This window comes from Halorubrum sp. Ea8 (assembly GCF_002252925.1).
Taxonomy (GTDB): domain Archaea; phylum Halobacteriota; class Halobacteria; order Halobacteriales; family Haloferacaceae; genus Halorubrum.
This window is the reverse complement of sequence record NZ_NHPF01000074.1, coordinates 1-15,862: the sequence shown is the minus strand read 5'-3', so window position 1 is coordinate 15,862 and position 15,862 is coordinate 1. Positions and strand designations below refer to the sequence as shown.

The window sequence follows — 15,862 nt, the reverse complement described above, 5'->3', positions numbered from 1 at the left end:
GTCCGACCGCCGCGACCGCATCGAAAGGACCACACCCGTCGCGGGCGCATCGCCGTTCATGCACGAGGCGCGCGAGGTCGCCGTCCTCCGCTACGGCCACCGGCCCGGACGCGACGACCGCATGACGACGCACGTCGGGCTCACGGCCCGGGCGCTCGGCGCTGACCGCGTGGTCTTCCCCGACAACGCCGGCCAGTCCGCGGAGACGGTGCGGGACATCACCGACCGGTTCGGCGGCCCCTTCGCGGTCGAGCTCCGCGGGGACCAGAAGGCGATCGTTCGAGGCTGGGAGGGCGTCGTCGTCCACCTCACGATGTACGGCGAGCGCGTGCAGGACGTCGAAGAGGAGATCCGGGAGGCGGTCGGGCTCCCGGACGCGGCCGAGAGCCCGACGACGCCTCGCGACCTCCTCGTCGTCGTCGGCGGCGAGAAGGTGCCGTGGGCGCTGTACGAGCGCGCCGACTTCAACGTGGGCGTGACGAACCAACCGCATTCCGAGGTCGCCGGGCTCGCAGTGTTCTTAGACCGGCTGTTCGAGGGCGCCGAGCTGGACCGCGAGTGGGACGACGCAGATCGGAAGGTGATCCCGGAACCGACCGGGAAGACGGTCGTCGACGCCGACGAGGGCGACGACGGGCCGGACTGACTCGGGGCTCTCGTCGCGCTCCTACCGGGGCGGGATCACTCCTCGTCGATGCCCGCCAACTCCGACGCGTCGTCGACGACCTCCGGCGTCCCGCTCAGGATGCCGCGGAGCCCCGTCATCGGCTCGCCGACCGAGACGCCGTCCTCGGTGATCCGGAACTCGCGGATCGTCCGCTCGAAGTCGCTCGTCCGCTTCTTCAGGACGCCGATCGCCTTCCGCATCTCGCCTTGGACCTCCAAGTGCCGGAGGAAGACGATGTTGTCCGCGAGGTAGCTGATGTTCTCGACGGTCGCCTGAAACTGACCGGTGATGTTGCGCGTCTCGTCGATGAAGATGGCGGTCGCACCCATGTTCTTGAGGTACCGCCCCAGAGCGTGCATCTGCTGGAGCATCATCCCTTCCTCGCCGCGGAGCGTGAGCCGGTACCCCGCGATGCCGTCGACCATCACGATGTCCGCCCCGCGCTCCTCGACCTCCTCGCGGACCATCCGGGCGAACTCCTGTGGCGACCGTTCGAGGGCCTCCACCTCGTTCACCTGGAGCGTCCCCCGCTCGATCATCTCGTCGGCCGGGATGTCGACGGCGCGGGAGCGCGTGAGGAACGTCTCGCGGTTCTCCTCGAACAGGTAGATGACCGAGCGCTCGCCGCGCTCGGCGGCCTCCTTCATGAACTGCGTGCTCAGCGTCGTCTTCCCGACCCCGGTCGGCCCGCTGACGATGCTGACCGTGCCGCGTTCGAGCCCGCCGTGGAGCAGCTCGTCGACCCCCTCGATCCCCGAGGAGATCTGCTCGAAGTCGAAGTCGCCGTCGTGCTTCCCGGGCTGCAGCGCCGGGTATACCTCGATGCCGTGGTCGGTCACCCGGTAGGCGTGGTCGCCGTTCAGCGTCGACGACCCGCGGAACTTCGGCACCTCGATCGTCTTCCCGTGCTCCTCCGTGCCCAGCCGGATCGACCCGTCGGTGATGAACTCCAGGTCGTCGGTCGGCAGCGAGGGGGTGTTCTGGACCGTGAACGCCACGGTCGCGCCCTGGTCCTTCAGGAACCGCATGAACCCGACCACCTGCTTGCGGAACTGGTAGTCGTCCGACAGCAGGAACCGGAGCTGGGTCAAGGGGTCGACGACGACGCGGTCGGGGTCGACCGCGGTGACGCCGTCCACGATCTGCTCGGTGAGCGGTTCGCTCTCGACCTCCGACGGCGCGAACACCTCGTACGACTGGTCCTCGGTGAACACGTCGGCGCCCGGGCTCAGGTCGAGGAACTCGATCGCGTCCGTGTCGAAGCCGAGGGCCGCCGCGTTCGACTCGAGGTCGCGGACGTCCTCCTCCAAGTTGATGAACAGCGACGTCTCTCCCTCGTCGACGCCCCGCTGGAGGAAGTGAAGGCTGAGGATCGTCTTCCCGCTGCCCGCCTGACCCCGTATCATGTAGCTTCGATCCGGGATCAGTCCCCCGGACAGGATCTCGTCGAGGCCCGGGATGCCGGTCGACACGCGCTCGGGCAGTGACTCGGACATACCGATCCCTCCGCACGCGGGGTAGTTAATGAATGGGTAACTCTTAGTGGCCGTGTACACACCGTCCACGAGAGATGGACACGGGTCCAGAGGGGCTCGCCGACGGTGCGCCCTCCCGAGGCGGCGGCGTCGACAAGCCCGCCGAGGAGGCCGCCGACAGCGGACCCGCGGACCGGACCGACGACGCCCCGAACGGAGGCGCGCCTGAGTCCGACCGGGACCCGCGAGTACTGCTTTTCATGCGGCCGGGACGCGACCGAGAGCTGGTGTCCGAGGCCCTGAGCGATCGGTTCCGGACCGACGCGACGACCGACGTGGAGTCGCTCGACTCGACGTTCGACTGCTGCGTCTTCGACGCCCGCGAGTTCAACCGCGTCGCCGGGTCGATCCAGCGGCGGCGAGAGCTGGCCGCTCCCGTCTTCCTCCCGTTCGTCCTCCTCGTGAGCGACGGCGCGGGCGCCCCGGCTGAGAAGACGTGGGACTACGTCGACGACGTCATCCGGCTGCCGGTTCGGAAGCGGGCCCTCCGCATCCGGGTCGGCAACCTCGTCGAGCGGCGTCGCACCTCGCTCCGGCTCGCGGCCCGGGAGCGGAAGCTCGAAGAGACCGTCGAGGACCTCCGACTGAAGGAGCGCGCGATGGACGAGGCGCCGGTCGGGATCACGATCGCCGACGTCGACGAGAGCGGCGACGGGGACAACCCGCTCGTGTACACGAACGACGAGTTCGAGGCGCTCACCGGCTACGGCACCGAGGTGTTCGGCTCGGACTGCCGGTTCCTTCAGGGCGAGGACACCGACCCGGAGACGACCGCGGCGATCCGAGAGGCGATCGACGAGGAGCGGCCGGTCGGGGTCGACGTCCTGAACTACCGCCGCAACGGCCAGAAGTTCTGGAACCGACTCACGGTCGCTCCCATCCGCGACGAGGCGGGGACGGTCACCCACTACGTCGGGTTTCAGACGGACATCACCGACCGGAAGATCCGGGAGCGCCGGATGGAGGTGATGAACCGCGTGCTCAGCCACAACCTCCGGAACAAGATGAACCTCATCTCGGGATACACGGAACTGCTGCGGCAGGCCGTCGACGACGACGAGGCGCTCGGTTCGCTGGAGGTGATCGACGAGACGACGGACGACCTGATGGGGCTCGCCACCGCGGTCCAGAAGCTCGACCGGACGCTCTCGGGGCCCTCGACGGCCGGGACCGCCGTCGCGCTCCGCGATCGCCTGATCGAGGTGCGATCGAGGGTTCGAGACAGGTATCCCGAGGCGTCGGTGACCCTCTCGCTGCCGCCCGACGACCCGCTCGAAACGACGGTCTCCGGACTGGTGACGGCGATCGAGGAGGGAATGGAGAACGCCGTCAAGCACAACGACGGTCGGAGCCCGTCGGTCGAAGTCGACGTCGAGTGGGAGTCGGGGGAGTGGCTCGCGATCGAGATCGCGGACGACGGTCCGGGCATCCCGGACCACGAGACGCGCGTGCTCGAACTCGGCGAGACGTCGCTGAACCACGCGGACCGGCTGGGGATCTGGCTGATCTACTGGGTCGTGGCCAAGGCCGGCGGGGAGTTCTCGGTCGACACGTCGAGCGAGGGGACCACGCTCCGGCTGGCCGTGCCCGCGCACCCCTAGACGGGGACTCCGAGCGAGACCCCGCGGGGGACACGGGAACGGGCGGGAGACGCGGGACCGGGTCGAGCTGGCGGGAACGTCCGCGGAGCGGCGACTCTCAGAGCGTCCGCTTCGACCGCAGCAGCGCGAGCCGGAGGCGCGCCTCCTGTCGGCTCGTCCCGCGCACGCGGCCCGTCTCGGCGTCCGCCATCGAGGCGAGCGACAGCCGGTCGAGCAGGGGCGGCCAGTCGGCGGCGCCCGCCGCCTCGCCCGCGAACGCGACCGCGTTCCCGAGCCCGTCGCGCTCGGCGCTCCCGAGCCGCGCCACCGCGGCGTCGGCGTCCCGGCGGCCGCCGCCGACGTAGAGCCGGTCGCCGAGGGCCGCGGGCGCCCACGCCGGCAGCAGGAGCAGCCACAGCAGGGCGCCGGCGACGGTGTACGCCCGCGGCGGGATCCGGTTCCCCTCGGGCTCGTACCCGTGGATCCGGTTAACGCGCCGGTCCGCCGCGGTCCGGTCGGCGCGGCGGCCGACGAGCAGCGTCGCCAGCAGCGCCACCGTCTCCACGAGCGCCAGCGCCGGCAGCAGGGCCGTGGTGACCGCCGCCTCGCGGGTCCGAAGCCGCACGAGCGCGTGGCGGAGCGCGGCGTCTCGGTCGGCCGCCGGGAGGGAGAGCAGCCGCGTCGAGACGACGAGCCGCGCGCCCCGGTGACCGTCCGCGACGGCGACGTTGGCGGCGTCGGCGCGGACGACCGTCACCGCCGGGACGTCGACGCCGACCTCCCCGGCGAGTGTCGCGACGCGGTCGGCGACGAAGTCGGCCGGCCGGTCGTCGAGCTCGGCCTCAGGGAGGCGCGCGATCCGCCGGTCGACGAGCACCGGGCCCACGAGCGCCGACCCCCCGAGGCCGAGGACGACCGCGGCGAGCGCGGCGGCGGCGACCGGCGGGACCCCGCCGAGCGCGGCCGGGCCGACGACGCCGAGGCCGGCGGGGCCGAGAGCGACGGCGAGGAGGAGAAGCGGCGCCGCGGCGAGCAGCGCGGGGACCGTCGCGAGCGCGAACGCTCCGGTGGCTCGCCTGACGCGCGTTCGTCCGCTCCGTCCGTCAGACTCGCTCATTACGAACGAGTGGTGCGACGGGCGGGGTAAAGCTTTGCCGGAGCCCGCGGCGGTCGGTCTCGCGACGGCGGTCATCCGGGCCGTCGGCGGTCGGTCTCACGAGGGCGGTCGTCTGGGCCGTCGGCGGTCGGATCCCAGGGCGTGCCGACGCCCGACGACGGTGGCCATTTCGGAGCTTTTAACCCGATTCCACCACCAATTTCGGGTAATGGCTTTTGAGGATCTACTGAACGACCCCGTCATCCAGAAGTACCTCCACGAGCTGGTGGGGCCGACGGGGATGCCGGTCGCGGCCGCGCCGCCCGACGGCGAGGTCACCGACGAGGAGCTGGCGGAGGAGCTCGGGTTGGAGCTCAACGACGTCCGACGCGCGCTGTTCATCCTGTACGAGAACGACCTCGCGACGTACCGCCGGGTGCGCGACGAGGACTCGGGGTGGCTCACGTACCTCTGGACGTTCCACTACGACAACATCCCGGAGAACCTCGAAGAGGAGATGTACCGTCTCCTCGAGGCCCTCGAAGAGCGCGAGGAGTACGAGCGCACCCACGAGTTCTACCTCTGTGAGGTGTGTTCTATCCGCTTCGAGTTCGGCGAGGCGATGGACTTCGGCTTCGAGTGTCCCGAGTGCGGCTCGCCGCTCGAAGCGATGGAAAACGACCGGCTCCGCGAGGCGATGGACCGGCGCGTCGATGAGCTCCGTGACGAGCTCAACGTGGACGTGACGGGCTGATGGTCGTCCTCGCAACAAAGTGCTACGTCGACGGGGACGCCCGCGACCGCGCGCTCGACGGGATGGGATCGCTCGTCGCCAACGACGTCGGCGAACTGAGCGTCGACTGGCAGGTCGGCGTCCGCGACGACGGCTTCGTGCAGGTGGACGTGACCGGCGAGGACGCCGAGGTCGCCCGGAACGTGCTCGCGGAGACGTGGGGCGAGATCGTCGCCCACGACGGCGGCCTGACCGCCGGCGAGGAGTACGTCGGCACCCTCGAGTCGTGGGACGACGACGGGTTCGTCCTCGACGCGGGCGTCGACGTCCGGGTCCCCGCCGACGAGATCGGGCTCGGACGGGGGTCGCCGGCGCAGGTCGTCGAGCGGTTCGGGCTCGTCCAGCACCTCTCGGTCCGGTTCGTCTACGGCGGCGACGTCGGCGACCCGGACGCCGAGCCGAGCCGCCTCGCCGACGACGAGCGCGACCGCCTCTACGACTGGCAGCGCGGGAACGGCCGGGTCAACGTCAACTCGGCGACACGCGGCGAGGTGCGCGCGACGGTGAACCGCGCGGGCCACGCACAGGACATCGTCACCGTGGAGCGGCTCGGGCTCTTAGAACAGAGCATCGTCTGCACCGAGAACACCGACCCGCCGGGGCTGCTCGCCGCGATCGGCTCGTACCTCCCGGCGGAGATGCGCTGCGTCGTCTGAACCCGTGAACCGACGATTCGCCCTCGCGGTCGCCGTCGTCGCGCTGCTCGCCGTCAGCGCCGGCTGTCTCACCTACGTCAACGACGGCGGCGAGATCGCGAACGAGACGCTCGACGCGGAGCCGCCGACCGAGTACGAGTTCGACACCGACCGCGACGCCGCGTTCAACCTCTCGACCGGGAGCCAGTACACCGTCGTGTACGACGTCTCCGACGTCGAGGAGCTCCGGCTGTACAGGCAGACGCCGTACGCCGGCGACCAGCCGCTGGAGTTCGAGGCGTTCCGGTACCGCACCGCCGACGGCGAGGTGCTGAACGGCAGCGAGTTCCGGGCCCGCGGCGGCGAGGTCGACCGGACGCCCGACGAGACGTGGGTCCGCTTCCCCGAGGGGACGGGCGAGGGACAGGTCGCCTTCTCGGCGGCCGGCTCGCCCCGCCGGTTCACCACGCTGGCGTACGTCGACGGGTCGTACGCGGTGACGCTCCCGCCCGGGTTCAGCACGGACTTCCCGGTCGTGGGACACGTCGCCCCGCGGGACCACGAGATCGAGACGGTCGACGGCCGCGACCGGATCACCTGGGAGTCGGTGGAAGGCGGGTCGGTCGTGGTCCAGTCGTACCGCGAGACCGACCTGCTCGTCTTCGGCGTGATCCTCGCGGTCGCGCTCGTCGCGGCCGTCGTCGGCGTCGCCTACTTCCGGCGCCAGCTGGAGGCGCTCAAAGAGCAGCGCCGGGATCTGGGGCTCGGCGTGTACGACGACGAGGAGTAGCCGGTCGCCGGCCGCTCCCCGGGTCGCTGAGGACCGCGCGCCGAACTCGGGTGCTTTTGAGTGCGCGCCGCCTTGGCAGGGGTATGAACGCCGCCGTCGTCACCGTCGGGGACGAACTCCTCGTCGGTGACACCGAGAACACGAACGCGACGTGGCTCTGCGACCGGCTCGACGAGCGCGGGGTCGTCGTCCGCCGGGTGACCGTCGTCCCCGACGAGGTCGGCGAGATCGCGCGGGTCGTCAACGAGTACCACGCCGAGTACGACGCGGTGATCGTCACCGGCGGGCTCGGCCCGACGCACGACGACGTGACGATGGACGGGGTCGCGGCCGCCTTCGGCCGCGGGCTCGAACGGAACGATGAGGCCGCGTCGTGGCTCGCCGAACGCGGGTACAGCGCCGACGACCTCGCCGCGGAGACGACGCACCTGCCGGCCGACTGCCGGCCGCTCGCCAACGAGACCGGCGTCGCGCCGGGCGCCGTCGTCGAGTCGGTGTACGTCCTCCCAGGGGTCCCGACCGAGATGAAGGCGATGTTCGAGTCGGTCGCCGACGAGTTCGAGGGGACGCCGACGCACACCGTCACGGTCGACGTCGACGAGCCGGAGAGCGCCCTGCTCGAGCGCTTCACGGAACTGCAAGAGGAGTTCGACGTGAGCGTCGGCTCGTACCCCGGCGAGAGCGTCCGCGTGAAGATCACGGCGACGGACGCGGCCGAGGCCGAACGCGCCGCCGAATGGGTGCGAGAGCGGTCGACGCTGGTCGAGACGCGGTGAGCGGAGCGGGGCGCGGCGCGGAGAGGAGAAGAGAGGCGGTCGACGCGGCGGGACGGCTACCGGACGGCTACCGGTACAGGTACGCGAGCCACACGGCGGTGACGCCGAGGCTCGCGAGGAGCACGGCGGTCGCGGTCGCGTCGATCGGGAGCGGCTCGGTCACGGCGGCTTCGAGGAGCATGCGTGGCGGTTGCTCCGGGGGCGTCTTAAGTATTGAACTTCCGGACTCCGCGGCGCCCGGAAACGCTCGCGGCCCGCGGACGCCGGACGGACGTGGCGGGCGAGACGCGCCCGCTTAAGTTTCCGCCGCCGTAGGTCAGACCATGCACGTCGGCTTCGTGATGAACCCGGTGGCCGGGATGGGCGGCCGAGTCGGTCTCAAGGGCACCGACGGCAAGGTCGCCGAGGCGGTCGCTCGCGGCGCCGAGCCCCGGGCCCCAGACCGCGCGCGGCGGGCGCTAGAGCGGCTCGCGGCCGTCGCGCCGGAGGCGACGGTCTCGACCGCGGCCGATCCGATGGGCGAGCGACTGGTCAGGGAGACCGGCTTCGACCCGGTCCGCGTCGTCGATCCGTTCGACGGGGACCGGGCCGGGAACGGCGACCCGCCGGGCCCCACGGAGACGACCGCCGCGCACACCGCGCGCGTGGTCGAGGCGTTCGCTGAGGGCGGCGCCGCCGACGGCGAGGGCGACGACCCGGTCGACCTCGTCCTGTTCGTCGGCGGCGACGGCACCGCGGCCGACGTGGCGGCGGCGCTGGAGGCGGGGAGCAGCGAGGTCCCCATGCTCGGCGTCCCCGCCGGGGTGAAGGTGTACTCCTCCGTCTTCGCCGTCTCGCCGGAGGACGCGGCCGAGGTCGCGGCGGCGTTCTCGCGCACCGAGCGCCGCGAGGTGATGGACATCGACGAGGACGCCTACCGCGAGGGTGAGGTCCACCCGGAGCTCCGCGCGGTCGCTCGGGTCCCCGTCGCCGACGACCTCCAGTCCTCGAAACAGACCGCCAGCGGGACCGTGGAGTCGCTCGCCGAGGGCGTCGCCGACGACATCCGGGAGCGCGACGGCGAGGGCGTCACCTTCGTGCTCGGGCCGGGGTCGACCGTCGGCGCGATCAAGGCGGAGCTGGGGTTCGACCCGTCCCCGATCGGCGTCGACGTGTGGCGCGACGGCGAGGTGGTGGTCCGGGACGGGACCGAACGGGAGATCCTCGACGCGCTCGGCGAGGAGAACGTGATCGTCGTCTCGCCGATCGGCGGGCAGGGGTTCGTCTTCGGCCGCGGGAACCCGCAGCTGTCGCCGGCCGTGATCCGGCGCTGCGACCTGCGGATCGTCGCCTCGCGGGCGAAGCTCGACGAGGTCCGCGCCCTGCGCGTCGACACCGATGACCCCGGTCTCGACGACGAGCTCGCCGGCTGGGTCCGTGTCCGCGTCGGGAAGTTCGAGACGCGGATGATGAAGATCGCGTGAGCGGGGCCGGTCGAACGCGGGTGAAGCGAGTGCGCCCGGAGCGAATCACGCTGGAGCCGACCGCGAGCGAGACGAACGCGGGGGAATCGACCGCAAGCGAGACGACCACGGGCGGAGACCACTGGGCCCCGTCCGCCGCGGAAGGTACAAACCGCTCGTCGTCCAATAGTGTCACATGCCATCATCGCTCGCGGACGAGCCGGTCGAACCGTCGGGAGAGGGAGACGAGCCGCTGACCGACGACGAGTACGACGAGTACTTCGCCGAGCTCGGAGACGCGTGGGAGGTCGTCGACGACCACCACCTGGAGGCGACGTACGACTTCGAGGACTTCGCGACCGCGCTGGCGTTCACGAACGACGTCGGCGAACTCGCGGAGGAGGAGTGGCACCACCCGGACCTGCACCTCTCGTGGGGCGAGGTGGGCGTCGAGATGTGGAGCCACGACATCGGCGGGCTCCACGAGTCCGACTTCGTGATGGCCGCGCGGATGGACCGGATCTACCGGGAGTACGGCGACGACTGAGCCCTCGCCCGCCGGGAGACGCTCGCCGTTACTCCGTTCCCGAGGCCGGCGCGGCAACGAACGGGTTTAAAACCCTCCCGGCGAAAGTGCAGGCAATGAGCGCGAACGTCTTCCTGGTCCCGATAGACCCGGAGAACTTCGACCGAACGGTCCGTTCCGCGGTCGATCTCACCGAGTACGACGACCGTCCGGAACCCCTCGCGGACCTCGACGAGGCCCGCCTGTGGGCGGTCGACGACGAGAGCGGCAACGGCTCTACCTTCGAGCGGATGGCCGACGGCGACCTCCTGCTGTTCTACCACGACGGCGAGTACCTCGCGACCGGTCGCATCGGGACGACGTTCGAGGACGAGGACCGCTGGGTCTCCAGCACTTTCTGGACCGCGTTCCCGACGACCCGCGTGTACACGGTCACCGACTTCGCGGCCGTCTCCGCGCCGAAGCGCGCCGTCAACGCCATCTTCGACTACTCCGCCTCCTACACCCCCGGCTTCATGCGCGTCGCCGACTCGCGGGTGAACGCCGACCTCTCCTCGATCGAGTCCGCGATCGAGCACTACACGAAGCGGAACGCCTAAATCCGTTTCCTCTCGGAGTGCAGTGCAGAGTGCGTCGCGGACCTGTCGCTTGTTGGTCTTGCATTCGGTGTACGAGGTGTCGGACCAACAGTAGTCGGCAGTTCGGTTCGCGCAGTACAGGTATTGTTCGGCGGTTCGACGCACGTCCATACTTCAAAGAGTGTTCTACGTCCCCGACCTACTCCTCACTACGTTCGCTCCTAGAGGTCGAGGGCGCCACCTCGAATTTGCTGACTACCGCCGCCTTTTAAATAGCCGCGGAGACGCGTCTCCCGCCCGTCCCCAGAACAGTCAGACCGCCTCGAACAGCGCCTCGTACGCGGTCCCGTAGCGCTCCGCGACCCGTTCCGGATCCCCCCGTTCGTCGCCGCCGAGCGCCGGCAGGGCGACCGTCGTCAGCGGTTCGATCATGTCGGTCACGGTCCCGGTGTGCTCCTCCATCGTCCCCTCGCGGGGGCTCCCGGAGGCGACCGCGCGGGCCCTCGCGTACCGGTCGCCCGCGTAGATCCGCGCCCGGCCGGGGTCGACGACGGCGACCGCGTCGGGCGTCACGGGTCCGTCTCGCGGGAGCGGGCCGGCGACGTCCGCGTACGACTCGACGACGACGGGGACCGCCGTCGCCGCGATCCGCTCCGCGAGCCGGTCGAACGCCGGGAGGTAGTCGGCGGCCATCACGTCGTTGAACCCCGCGACGTCGTCCACGCGGGTCGCGTCCGCGATCGGGAGCCGGTCCGCGAGCCCCTCCGGGAGGAGTCCCGCCGCCTCGGCGGCGCCGTTGACGACGAACCGGGTGCCGTCCGCCCCGGTGACGCGGTCGCAGAGGAACGTGCGGTCCGCGTCGCCGAGCATCCCGGTCCGGCCGGGGGTCGGCCGCCAGAGCCGGTGGACGGGGTTGATCGACTCGGGCGCGACCGCCTCGGGGCGACGCCGTCCGCCGACCGCGGCGAGCGGTCGCGTGCTCGCGGCCGCGAGCCGCCGCGCGTCCTTCCCGTAGAGCCGTCCGCCGTCGGTCGCGATCCGGTAGTCGTCGTGGTCGAACCAGTGGTCGTTGCCGGCGCGGGGCTTGACGCCGACCGCGTCGCCGCGTCGCTCGGCGAGGCTCGCCGCCAGGCCCGTCGAGAACGTCGTCTTGCCGGCGTCGACGCGGGCGCCGCCCGCGACGAGCAGGACCGGCGCGTCGGGGGGTCGGTCCCCGCTCACGCGTCCCCGTCGCCCGCGTCGGCGCCGGCGGCCGCCTCGCCGTTCGCGTCGCCCTCGTCGACGGCGTGCTCGGCGACCCCGTAGTAGCCGGGGCCGTCCTCCGACAGCGGCTCCGCGATGACCATGTCCTCGGCGTGGCTCATCACCCACGGGATCGCCCAGTCGATCAGCACCGCCTCGGTGTCGGCGTCGACCTGCGCGTCCGGCTCCAACCCCTGCAGAAGCCGGGCGATCTCGGGGACGGTGTACATCAGGTCCGGCTCGAACAGCTCCGCCGGCTCGTAGAACTCGCACGGGTAGGTCGCGTCGAACGTCGACTTCGGCTCGGGCATGGCCGGCGGTACGGCGGCGACTCCGTAAACGCTGCCGATACGGTAGTCCACGGCCTCGCGGCTCTCGGCGCGCAGCGGGTCGAAAAAACGTCGGGATTCGACGCGCGTCTCGGAGCGCGTCCGGCGTGGACCGTTACTCGAAGAGCTCGACGGCCTGCTCGTAGCGGGCCGCGGGCTCGGACCAGTCGACGACCTCGAAGAAGTTGTCGACGAACTCGCCGCGGGCCGGGCCGTAGTCGTGGTAGTAGGAGTGCTCCCAGACGTCCAGCGCGAGGACCGGGTGGCCGCCCCAGACCGCGCCCTGGTCGTGCTTGTCGACCACGACGTTGCGGAGCTGGTTCGAGAACGTGTCGTACACCAGGAGCGCCCAGCCGGACGCGTCGCCGGCGGCCGCCTCGAACTCGCCCTTCCACGCCTCGTATGAGCCGAAGTCTTCCTCGATCCGGTCTGCCAGGTCACCGGAGGGCTCGTCGCCGCCCTCGGGGGACATGTTCTGCCAGAACAGGTCGTGGAGGATGTGGCCCGACGAGTTGTGGGTCACGTTCCGGATGGCGCCGGCCGACGAGGAGAAGTCGTGCTCCTCGCGGTTGGCTTCGAGCGTCTCCTCGGCTGCGTTCCAGCCGTTCACGTACCCCTGGTGATGGGTGTCGTGGTGCCATTCGAGCACCTGCTCGGAGATGTGCGGTTCAAGCGCGTCGTAATCGTACGGAAGCGGATCGAGTTCGTAGCTCATTGTTGTATCACCTAGCCTGAACATGTGCCGGAAACCTGTTAAAGATAATGCGGTCCATGATACCACACGACACTGGACGCGGGTGTTATCGGGTGGCCCGGATCGAGAACCGTAGGCTTGCGGTTCACGCCGAAACGGCGACGGCGTGGGGCGTCGGACGGTCCCGTCTGCCCTCGGCCGAACGTAACTAAAATAGGTTTCTCGGTGCTGCGGACTGGCGCAAAATCGCGCGACGCGGCGTGCGCCGGACGCGTTACGGTGGGACTGGGATTCGAACCACGGTCGCTCCCCACCGGTCGCTCTCTGATTCAAATCCAGCACGAACCGCGTCCGATGCAAACTGCGCCGGACGCGTTACGGTGGGACTGGGATTTGAACCCAGGAAGCCGTGAGGCTACCGGTTTTCAAGACCGGCGCAATGGGCCACTCTGCCATCCCACCACGTCCGGACGCTCGGGGTCGTTCGACTAAGTGGTGTCGGTGTCGTCCGACTCGGTCTGAGGGCCGTAGACCGAACCGGTCTCCGATCAGTCGAACGCCGCGACGAACGCCCCCTCCTCGATCGGGTCGCGGCGTTCTGATTCGAACTCCTCGTGACCGGGTTCGAGCGGACGGTCAAACTCGACCCGCGCCGCACCCGTCTCGTCAACCGCGTACGAGACCGCGGTGAAGCCGATATCGGCCTCCCACATTCCCCCGTCGTCCACGCCCGCAGTGGCACCGCCGGCGTACCGCAGGTAGACGACGGTTACGTCGCCGGAGCCGTCGAGGACCTCGGTTAGATCGGTGCGGTAGTCGACCCGCAGAATATGAGCCGAACCGCTCCGCTCACAGAGCACGTCGCGGCTCAGGTACGCCTCCTCGAATGACGGAACCCACTCGACGACGTCGCGCTCGGTGACTGCGGTCGGCGGATCCGGGTACGGGACCGTCGCCGCGGTCTCGTACTCGCGCGTCTCGTTCGAGACGGTGACCTCGATCGACCGGCTATCGACCGCGCAGTCGGGGCGGTCCGGACCGCCGTCGAAGGAGTCAGCGACGGTCGCAGCGCCGTCGGCGGCGGTGGGGTCGGTGGGGAGTCGCTCGGCGCATCCGGCGAGCCCGCCGAGCGCGCTTCCGAGGACGACGGTCGCGGAACGACGTTTCATACGTTCCGTTCGCCGCGGCGTCGATTTATATGTATCAGAGGGACAAGCGAGCGTTTCAGTCCCGCACCACCCGCTCCTCGCCGTCCTCGACGACCACGTCTAGCCCGTGTTCGTGGACGAACGCGGCGGTGTAGTCCGGGACGACGCGTTCGGCGGCGAACCGCGCGCGCAGCAGCGGGACGGCGTCGAGGAGGTCGTCGCCGTCGACCATCGACGGCGACGACTCCAGGAACTCGACGTCGCGGTCGGCGTCGCGGCCGCGCGCCGCCAGCGTCGGGAGGCTCGGCGCCTCGAACGCGCCGTCGAAGTCGATGGGCGCGGTGAAGCCGGCGTAGTAGGTGCGCCCGCGGGTGGAGGGGCCGAGCACGACCTCGTTCGTCCTGAGCTTCATCGCGGCCGAGTCGATGACGGTGCGCGAGAGCAGCGGCGCCTGCGGGGTGACGACGGCGACGGAGTCGGCGTTCTCCTCGCGGAGCAGATGCGTGACGGTGTTGCCGGCGCGCGCGCCGAACGACGAGCCGACCTGCCGCTCGAAGCGCGCGTCCCCGGTGCCGCCGAGGGTGTCGGCGACGAGCGTGCGCAGCTCCGCCTCGGGGGCGGTGTCGGTGCGGTGCTCGGCGGGGAGGTCGTCGTCGACCGGGTAGTTGACGAGGAGCTCGCCGCCGGAGCGGTCGACCGCGAGGACGGCGTCGCGGAACAGGGCCTCGTACAGGTCGGCGGCCTCTGCGGTCGAAAGCGGCGTCGACTCCGCGATCCCGGTCGCGACGAGCCCCTCGCGGGGCGGCTGCGCCATGACGACGACGACGGTCATATCGGGTCGAGTCGTCCGCGCGTCTTCAAGTCGCCGTTTTGTGCCGCAACCGACGGGCCGCTCGGGAGCACTCCGGCGGGCCGCTCAGGAGAAGTCGCGCCGCATCGCGATCTCGAACCACGGACAGAGCCGGAGCTGACGGTACAGCGCCGGGTTCTCGTGGAGGTGCTCGTAGTCGGCCCACAGCATGCCGCCGATCTCCGCGTCGTCGGGGTCGAGCGACGTGTCGTCGAGGGTGACCTTCAGCACCGAGCAGACCTCCCACTCGACGCCCGCGTTGGGGTAGTAGCGCTTGTACTCGAACTTGTCCGTCACGCGGAGGTCGCCGTACTGGTCCGGCGTGATCCCCAGCTCCTCATCGAGCCGCTGTTCCGTCGCGTCCTCCTGCGTCTGCCCCTCGACCGGGTGAGAGGCGACGGTGCCGTCCCAGTGGCCGTCCCAGAGCCGCTTCGTCGGCGCGCGCTGAGCCAGCAGGATCCGGCCCTCGGCGTCGTAGACGAGGCAGGTGAACGCGCGGTGGCGGATCCCGTCGCCCGTGTGTGCGTCGAGGCGGTTTACCGTCCCCTGCTCGGTGTCGTCGGGGTCGACGGCGATCACGTCCTGAAGCGCGTTCTCGTGGTCCGCGTCGGCGTCAGCCTCCCCGGAGGGGTCACCAGGGGCGGTCGCATCCTCTGAGCTCATGGGAACTAGGTCGATCACCAGGGCTAATAAGCGTTCGATACGTCGGCAGCGGTTCGTCGCCTCCCTCGCCGCGAGGCGGGACGCGCCCCGACGACGGGCGCGGTTCGACGCGCTTAACCGCGTCCCGCGGCTACGTCGCGCGGATGAGTAACCCGGCGCTCGACGTCGTCGAGTTCGTGCTGACGACGCACCTCTACACCGAGAACCGCGACCTCGACGAGAACGATCTGCCCCCGCGCTTCCGGCAGGTGTTCTGGTCGGACGACGCCGCCGACGACGCTCCGGGCGGCGTCGAGCGGCCGCTCAAAGCGACCAGCGAGACCACTCGCACCGCCACGGGCGTCGATCACCCCTGGGAGGCCGTCTCGGACCTCCTCTTCACCCAACGCACCGAGTTCTCGGGCGAGATTTCCCTCACCCAGCCGGCGATGGCGCTGGAGTGGTACCGCGACCACGCGGACGACGACCGGCTCGCCGAGAACCCGACCGTCGTCGCCGCGCTCGAGCTCGCCGAGGAC

Annotated in this window: 17 protein-coding genes, 1 tRNA gene and 2 pseudogenes; 10 read left to right on the top strand and 10 right to left on the bottom strand. The window is 70.6% G+C overall.

Features of this window, described 5'->3' with window-relative positions; all coding sequences use genetic code 11:
* Positions 1-58: 58 nt before the first annotated feature.
* Positions 59-646: a tRNA (cytidine(56)-2'-O)-methyltransferase gene (locus tag DJ74_RS07635; RefSeq protein ID WP_094526861.1), complete on the top strand. Its 588-nt coding sequence runs from the start codon at positions 59-61 to the stop codon at positions 644-646.
* 35 nt (positions 647-681) lie between these two features.
* Here the strand turns inward: DJ74_RS07635 and DJ74_RS07630 are convergent, their stop codons facing one another.
* The gene (locus DJ74_RS07630) at positions 682-2,163 is read right to left on the bottom strand and encodes an ATPase domain-containing protein (RefSeq protein ID WP_094526860.1); all 1,482 of its coding nucleotides are present in this window, start codon (positions 2,161-2,163) and stop codon (positions 682-684) included.
* Between the two features lie 74 nt (positions 2,164-2,237).
* Here DJ74_RS07630 and DJ74_RS07625 point away from each other — a divergent pair, with 74 nt between their 5' ends.
* The gene (locus DJ74_RS07625; RefSeq protein ID WP_094526859.1) at positions 2,238-3,803 is read left to right on the top strand and encodes a PAS domain-containing protein; all 1,566 of its coding nucleotides are present in this window, start codon (positions 2,238-2,240) and stop codon (positions 3,801-3,803) included.
* A 97-nt stretch (positions 3,804-3,900) separates the two neighbouring features.
* Here the strand turns inward: DJ74_RS07625 and DJ74_RS07620 are convergent, their stop codons facing one another.
* The gene (locus DJ74_RS07620) at positions 3,901-4,899 is read right to left on the bottom strand and encodes a hypothetical protein (RefSeq protein WP_094526858.1); all 999 of its coding nucleotides are present in this window, start codon (positions 4,897-4,899) and stop codon (positions 3,901-3,903) included.
* A gap of 208 nt (positions 4,900-5,107) precedes the next feature.
* Between DJ74_RS07620 and DJ74_RS07615 the strand changes: the two genes are divergently transcribed.
* The 7 genes from DJ74_RS07615 (at position 5,108) to DJ74_RS07585 (ending at position 10,439) form a co-directional block, all read left to right on the top strand.
* On the top strand, positions 5,108-5,632 hold the full coding sequence (locus tag DJ74_RS07615) for a transcription factor (protein WP_094523473.1): 525 nt from the start codon (positions 5,108-5,110) through the stop codon (positions 5,630-5,632).
* Complete coding sequence (locus DJ74_RS07610; RefSeq protein WP_094526857.1) at positions 5,632-6,327, top strand: DUF2110 family protein; 696 nt, start codon at positions 5,632-5,634, stop codon at positions 6,325-6,327. The genes DJ74_RS07615 and DJ74_RS07610 overlap by 1 nt, the downstream gene beginning before the upstream one ends.
* A gap of 4 nt (positions 6,328-6,331) precedes the next feature.
* Entirely contained in the window at positions 6,332-7,096 is a 765-nt protein-coding gene (locus tag DJ74_RS07605) for a DUF5803 family protein (RefSeq protein WP_094523469.1), read from the top strand.
* 83 nt (positions 7,097-7,179) lie between these two features.
* Positions 7,180-7,872 carry a molybdopterin-binding protein gene (locus DJ74_RS07600; RefSeq protein WP_094523467.1) on the top strand — a complete coding sequence of 231 codons (693 nt, stop codon included), beginning with the start codon at positions 7,180-7,182 and terminating at the stop codon, positions 7,870-7,872.
* 323 nt (positions 7,873-8,195) lie between these two features.
* Positions 8,196-9,335: an ATP-NAD kinase family protein gene (locus DJ74_RS07595; RefSeq protein WP_094526856.1), complete on the top strand. Its 1,140-nt coding sequence runs from the start codon at positions 8,196-8,198 to the stop codon at positions 9,333-9,335.
* Between the two features lie 175 nt (positions 9,336-9,510).
* Complete coding sequence (locus DJ74_RS07590; RefSeq protein WP_094523463.1) at positions 9,511-9,861, top strand: 4a-hydroxytetrahydrobiopterin dehydratase; 351 nt, start codon at positions 9,511-9,513, stop codon at positions 9,859-9,861.
* A gap of 95 nt (positions 9,862-9,956) precedes the next feature.
* Positions 9,957-10,439, top strand: coding sequence for a hypothetical protein (locus DJ74_RS07585; RefSeq protein ID WP_094523461.1), 483 nt, complete (start codon positions 9,957-9,959; stop codon positions 10,437-10,439).
* On the opposite strand, the pseudogene DJ74_RS19605 reads toward DJ74_RS07585, so the two are convergent.
* From DJ74_RS19605 to DJ74_RS07545, 8 genes and pseudogenes are all read right to left on the bottom strand, one after another.
* A pseudogene (locus DJ74_RS19605) lies at positions 10,425-10,589 on the bottom strand (RNA-guided endonuclease TnpB family protein); the annotation flags it as partial. The gene DJ74_RS07585 and the pseudogene DJ74_RS19605 overlap by 15 nt on opposite strands.
* Before the next feature lie 141 nt (positions 10,590-10,730).
* Complete coding sequence (locus DJ74_RS07575; RefSeq protein WP_094526855.1) at positions 10,731-11,639, bottom strand: ATPase; 909 nt, start codon at positions 11,637-11,639, stop codon at positions 10,731-10,733.
* Positions 11,636-11,971, bottom strand: a complete 336-nt coding sequence (locus DJ74_RS07570) for a DUF5827 family protein (protein ID WP_094523457.1) — start codon at positions 11,969-11,971, stop codon at positions 11,636-11,638. Before DJ74_RS07570 ends, DJ74_RS07575 begins: the two co-directional genes overlap by 4 nt.
* A 133-nt stretch (positions 11,972-12,104) precedes the next feature.
* The gene (sod, locus tag DJ74_RS07565; protein ID WP_094523456.1) at positions 12,105-12,704 is read right to left on the bottom strand and encodes a superoxide dismutase; all 600 of its coding nucleotides are present in this window, start codon (positions 12,702-12,704) and stop codon (positions 12,105-12,107) included.
* Positions 12,705-13,061: 357 nt separating this feature from the next.
* A tRNA-Ser gene (locus DJ74_RS07560) sits at positions 13,062-13,145 on the bottom strand.
* Between the two features lie 86 nt (positions 13,146-13,231).
* Positions 13,232-13,852, bottom strand: coding sequence for a hypothetical protein (locus DJ74_RS07555; RefSeq protein ID WP_094526854.1), 621 nt, complete (start codon positions 13,850-13,852; stop codon positions 13,232-13,234).
* A 55-nt stretch (positions 13,853-13,907) separates the two neighbouring features.
* Positions 13,908-14,663 carry a DUF2064 domain-containing protein gene (locus tag DJ74_RS07550; RefSeq protein ID WP_094523453.1) on the bottom strand — a complete coding sequence of 252 codons (756 nt, stop codon included), beginning with the start codon at positions 14,661-14,663 and terminating at the stop codon, positions 13,908-13,910.
* 84 nt (positions 14,664-14,747) lie between these two features.
* Complete coding sequence (locus DJ74_RS07545) at positions 14,748-15,344, bottom strand: NUDIX domain-containing protein (RefSeq protein ID WP_094526853.1); 597 nt, start codon at positions 15,342-15,344, stop codon at positions 14,748-14,750.
* Between the two features lie 143 nt (positions 15,345-15,487).
* On the opposite strand from DJ74_RS07545, the pseudogene DJ74_RS07540 reads away from it, so the two are divergent.
* Positions 15,488-15,862, top strand: a pseudogene (locus DJ74_RS07540) (ATP-binding protein); the annotation flags it as partial.

Bases quoted from the DNA above. Each gene is read 5' to 3' on its own strand.
- DJ74_RS07635 (WP_094526861.1), top strand. From the start codon at position 59: ATGCACGAGGCGCGCGAGGTCGCCGTCCTCCGCTACGGCCACCGGCCC.
- DJ74_RS07630 (WP_094526860.1), bottom strand. From the start codon at position 2,163: ATGTCCGAGTCACTGCCCGAGCGCGTGTCGACCGGCATCCCGGGCCTC.
- DJ74_RS07625 (WP_094526859.1), top strand. From the start codon at position 2,238: ATGGACACGGGTCCAGAGGGGCTCGCCGACGGTGCGCCCTCCCGAGGC.
- DJ74_RS07620 (WP_094526858.1), bottom strand. From the start codon at position 4,899: ATGAGCGAGTCTGACGGACGGAGCGGACGAACGCGCGTCAGGCGAGCC.
- DJ74_RS07615 (WP_094523473.1), top strand. From the start codon at position 5,108: ATGGCTTTTGAGGATCTACTGAACGACCCCGTCATCCAGAAGTACCTC.
- DJ74_RS07610 (WP_094526857.1), top strand. From the start codon at position 5,632: ATGGTCGTCCTCGCAACAAAGTGCTACGTCGACGGGGACGCCCGCGAC.
- DJ74_RS07600 (WP_094523467.1), top strand. From the start codon at position 7,180: ATGAACGCCGCCGTCGTCACCGTCGGGGACGAACTCCTCGTCGGTGAC.
- DJ74_RS07595 (WP_094526856.1), top strand. From the start codon at position 8,196: ATGCACGTCGGCTTCGTGATGAACCCGGTGGCCGGGATGGGCGGCCGA.
- DJ74_RS07590 (WP_094523463.1), top strand. From the start codon at position 9,511: ATGCCATCATCGCTCGCGGACGAGCCGGTCGAACCGTCGGGAGAGGGA.
- DJ74_RS07585 (WP_094523461.1), top strand. From the start codon at position 9,957: ATGAGCGCGAACGTCTTCCTGGTCCCGATAGACCCGGAGAACTTCGAC.
- DJ74_RS07570 (WP_094523457.1), bottom strand. From the start codon at position 11,971: ATGCCCGAGCCGAAGTCGACGTTCGACGCGACCTACCCGTGCGAGTTC.
- sod (WP_094523456.1), bottom strand. From the start codon at position 12,704: ATGAGCTACGAACTCGATCCGCTTCCGTACGATTACGACGCGCTTGAA.
- DJ74_RS07555 (WP_094526854.1), bottom strand. From the start codon at position 13,852: ATGAAACGTCGTTCCGCGACCGTCGTCCTCGGAAGCGCGCTCGGCGGG.
- DJ74_RS07550 (WP_094523453.1), bottom strand. From the start codon at position 14,663: ATGACCGTCGTCGTCGTCATGGCGCAGCCGCCCCGCGAGGGGCTCGTC.
- DJ74_RS07545 (WP_094526853.1), bottom strand. From the start codon at position 15,344: ATGAGCTCAGAGGATGCGACCGCCCCTGGTGACCCCTCCGGGGAGGCT.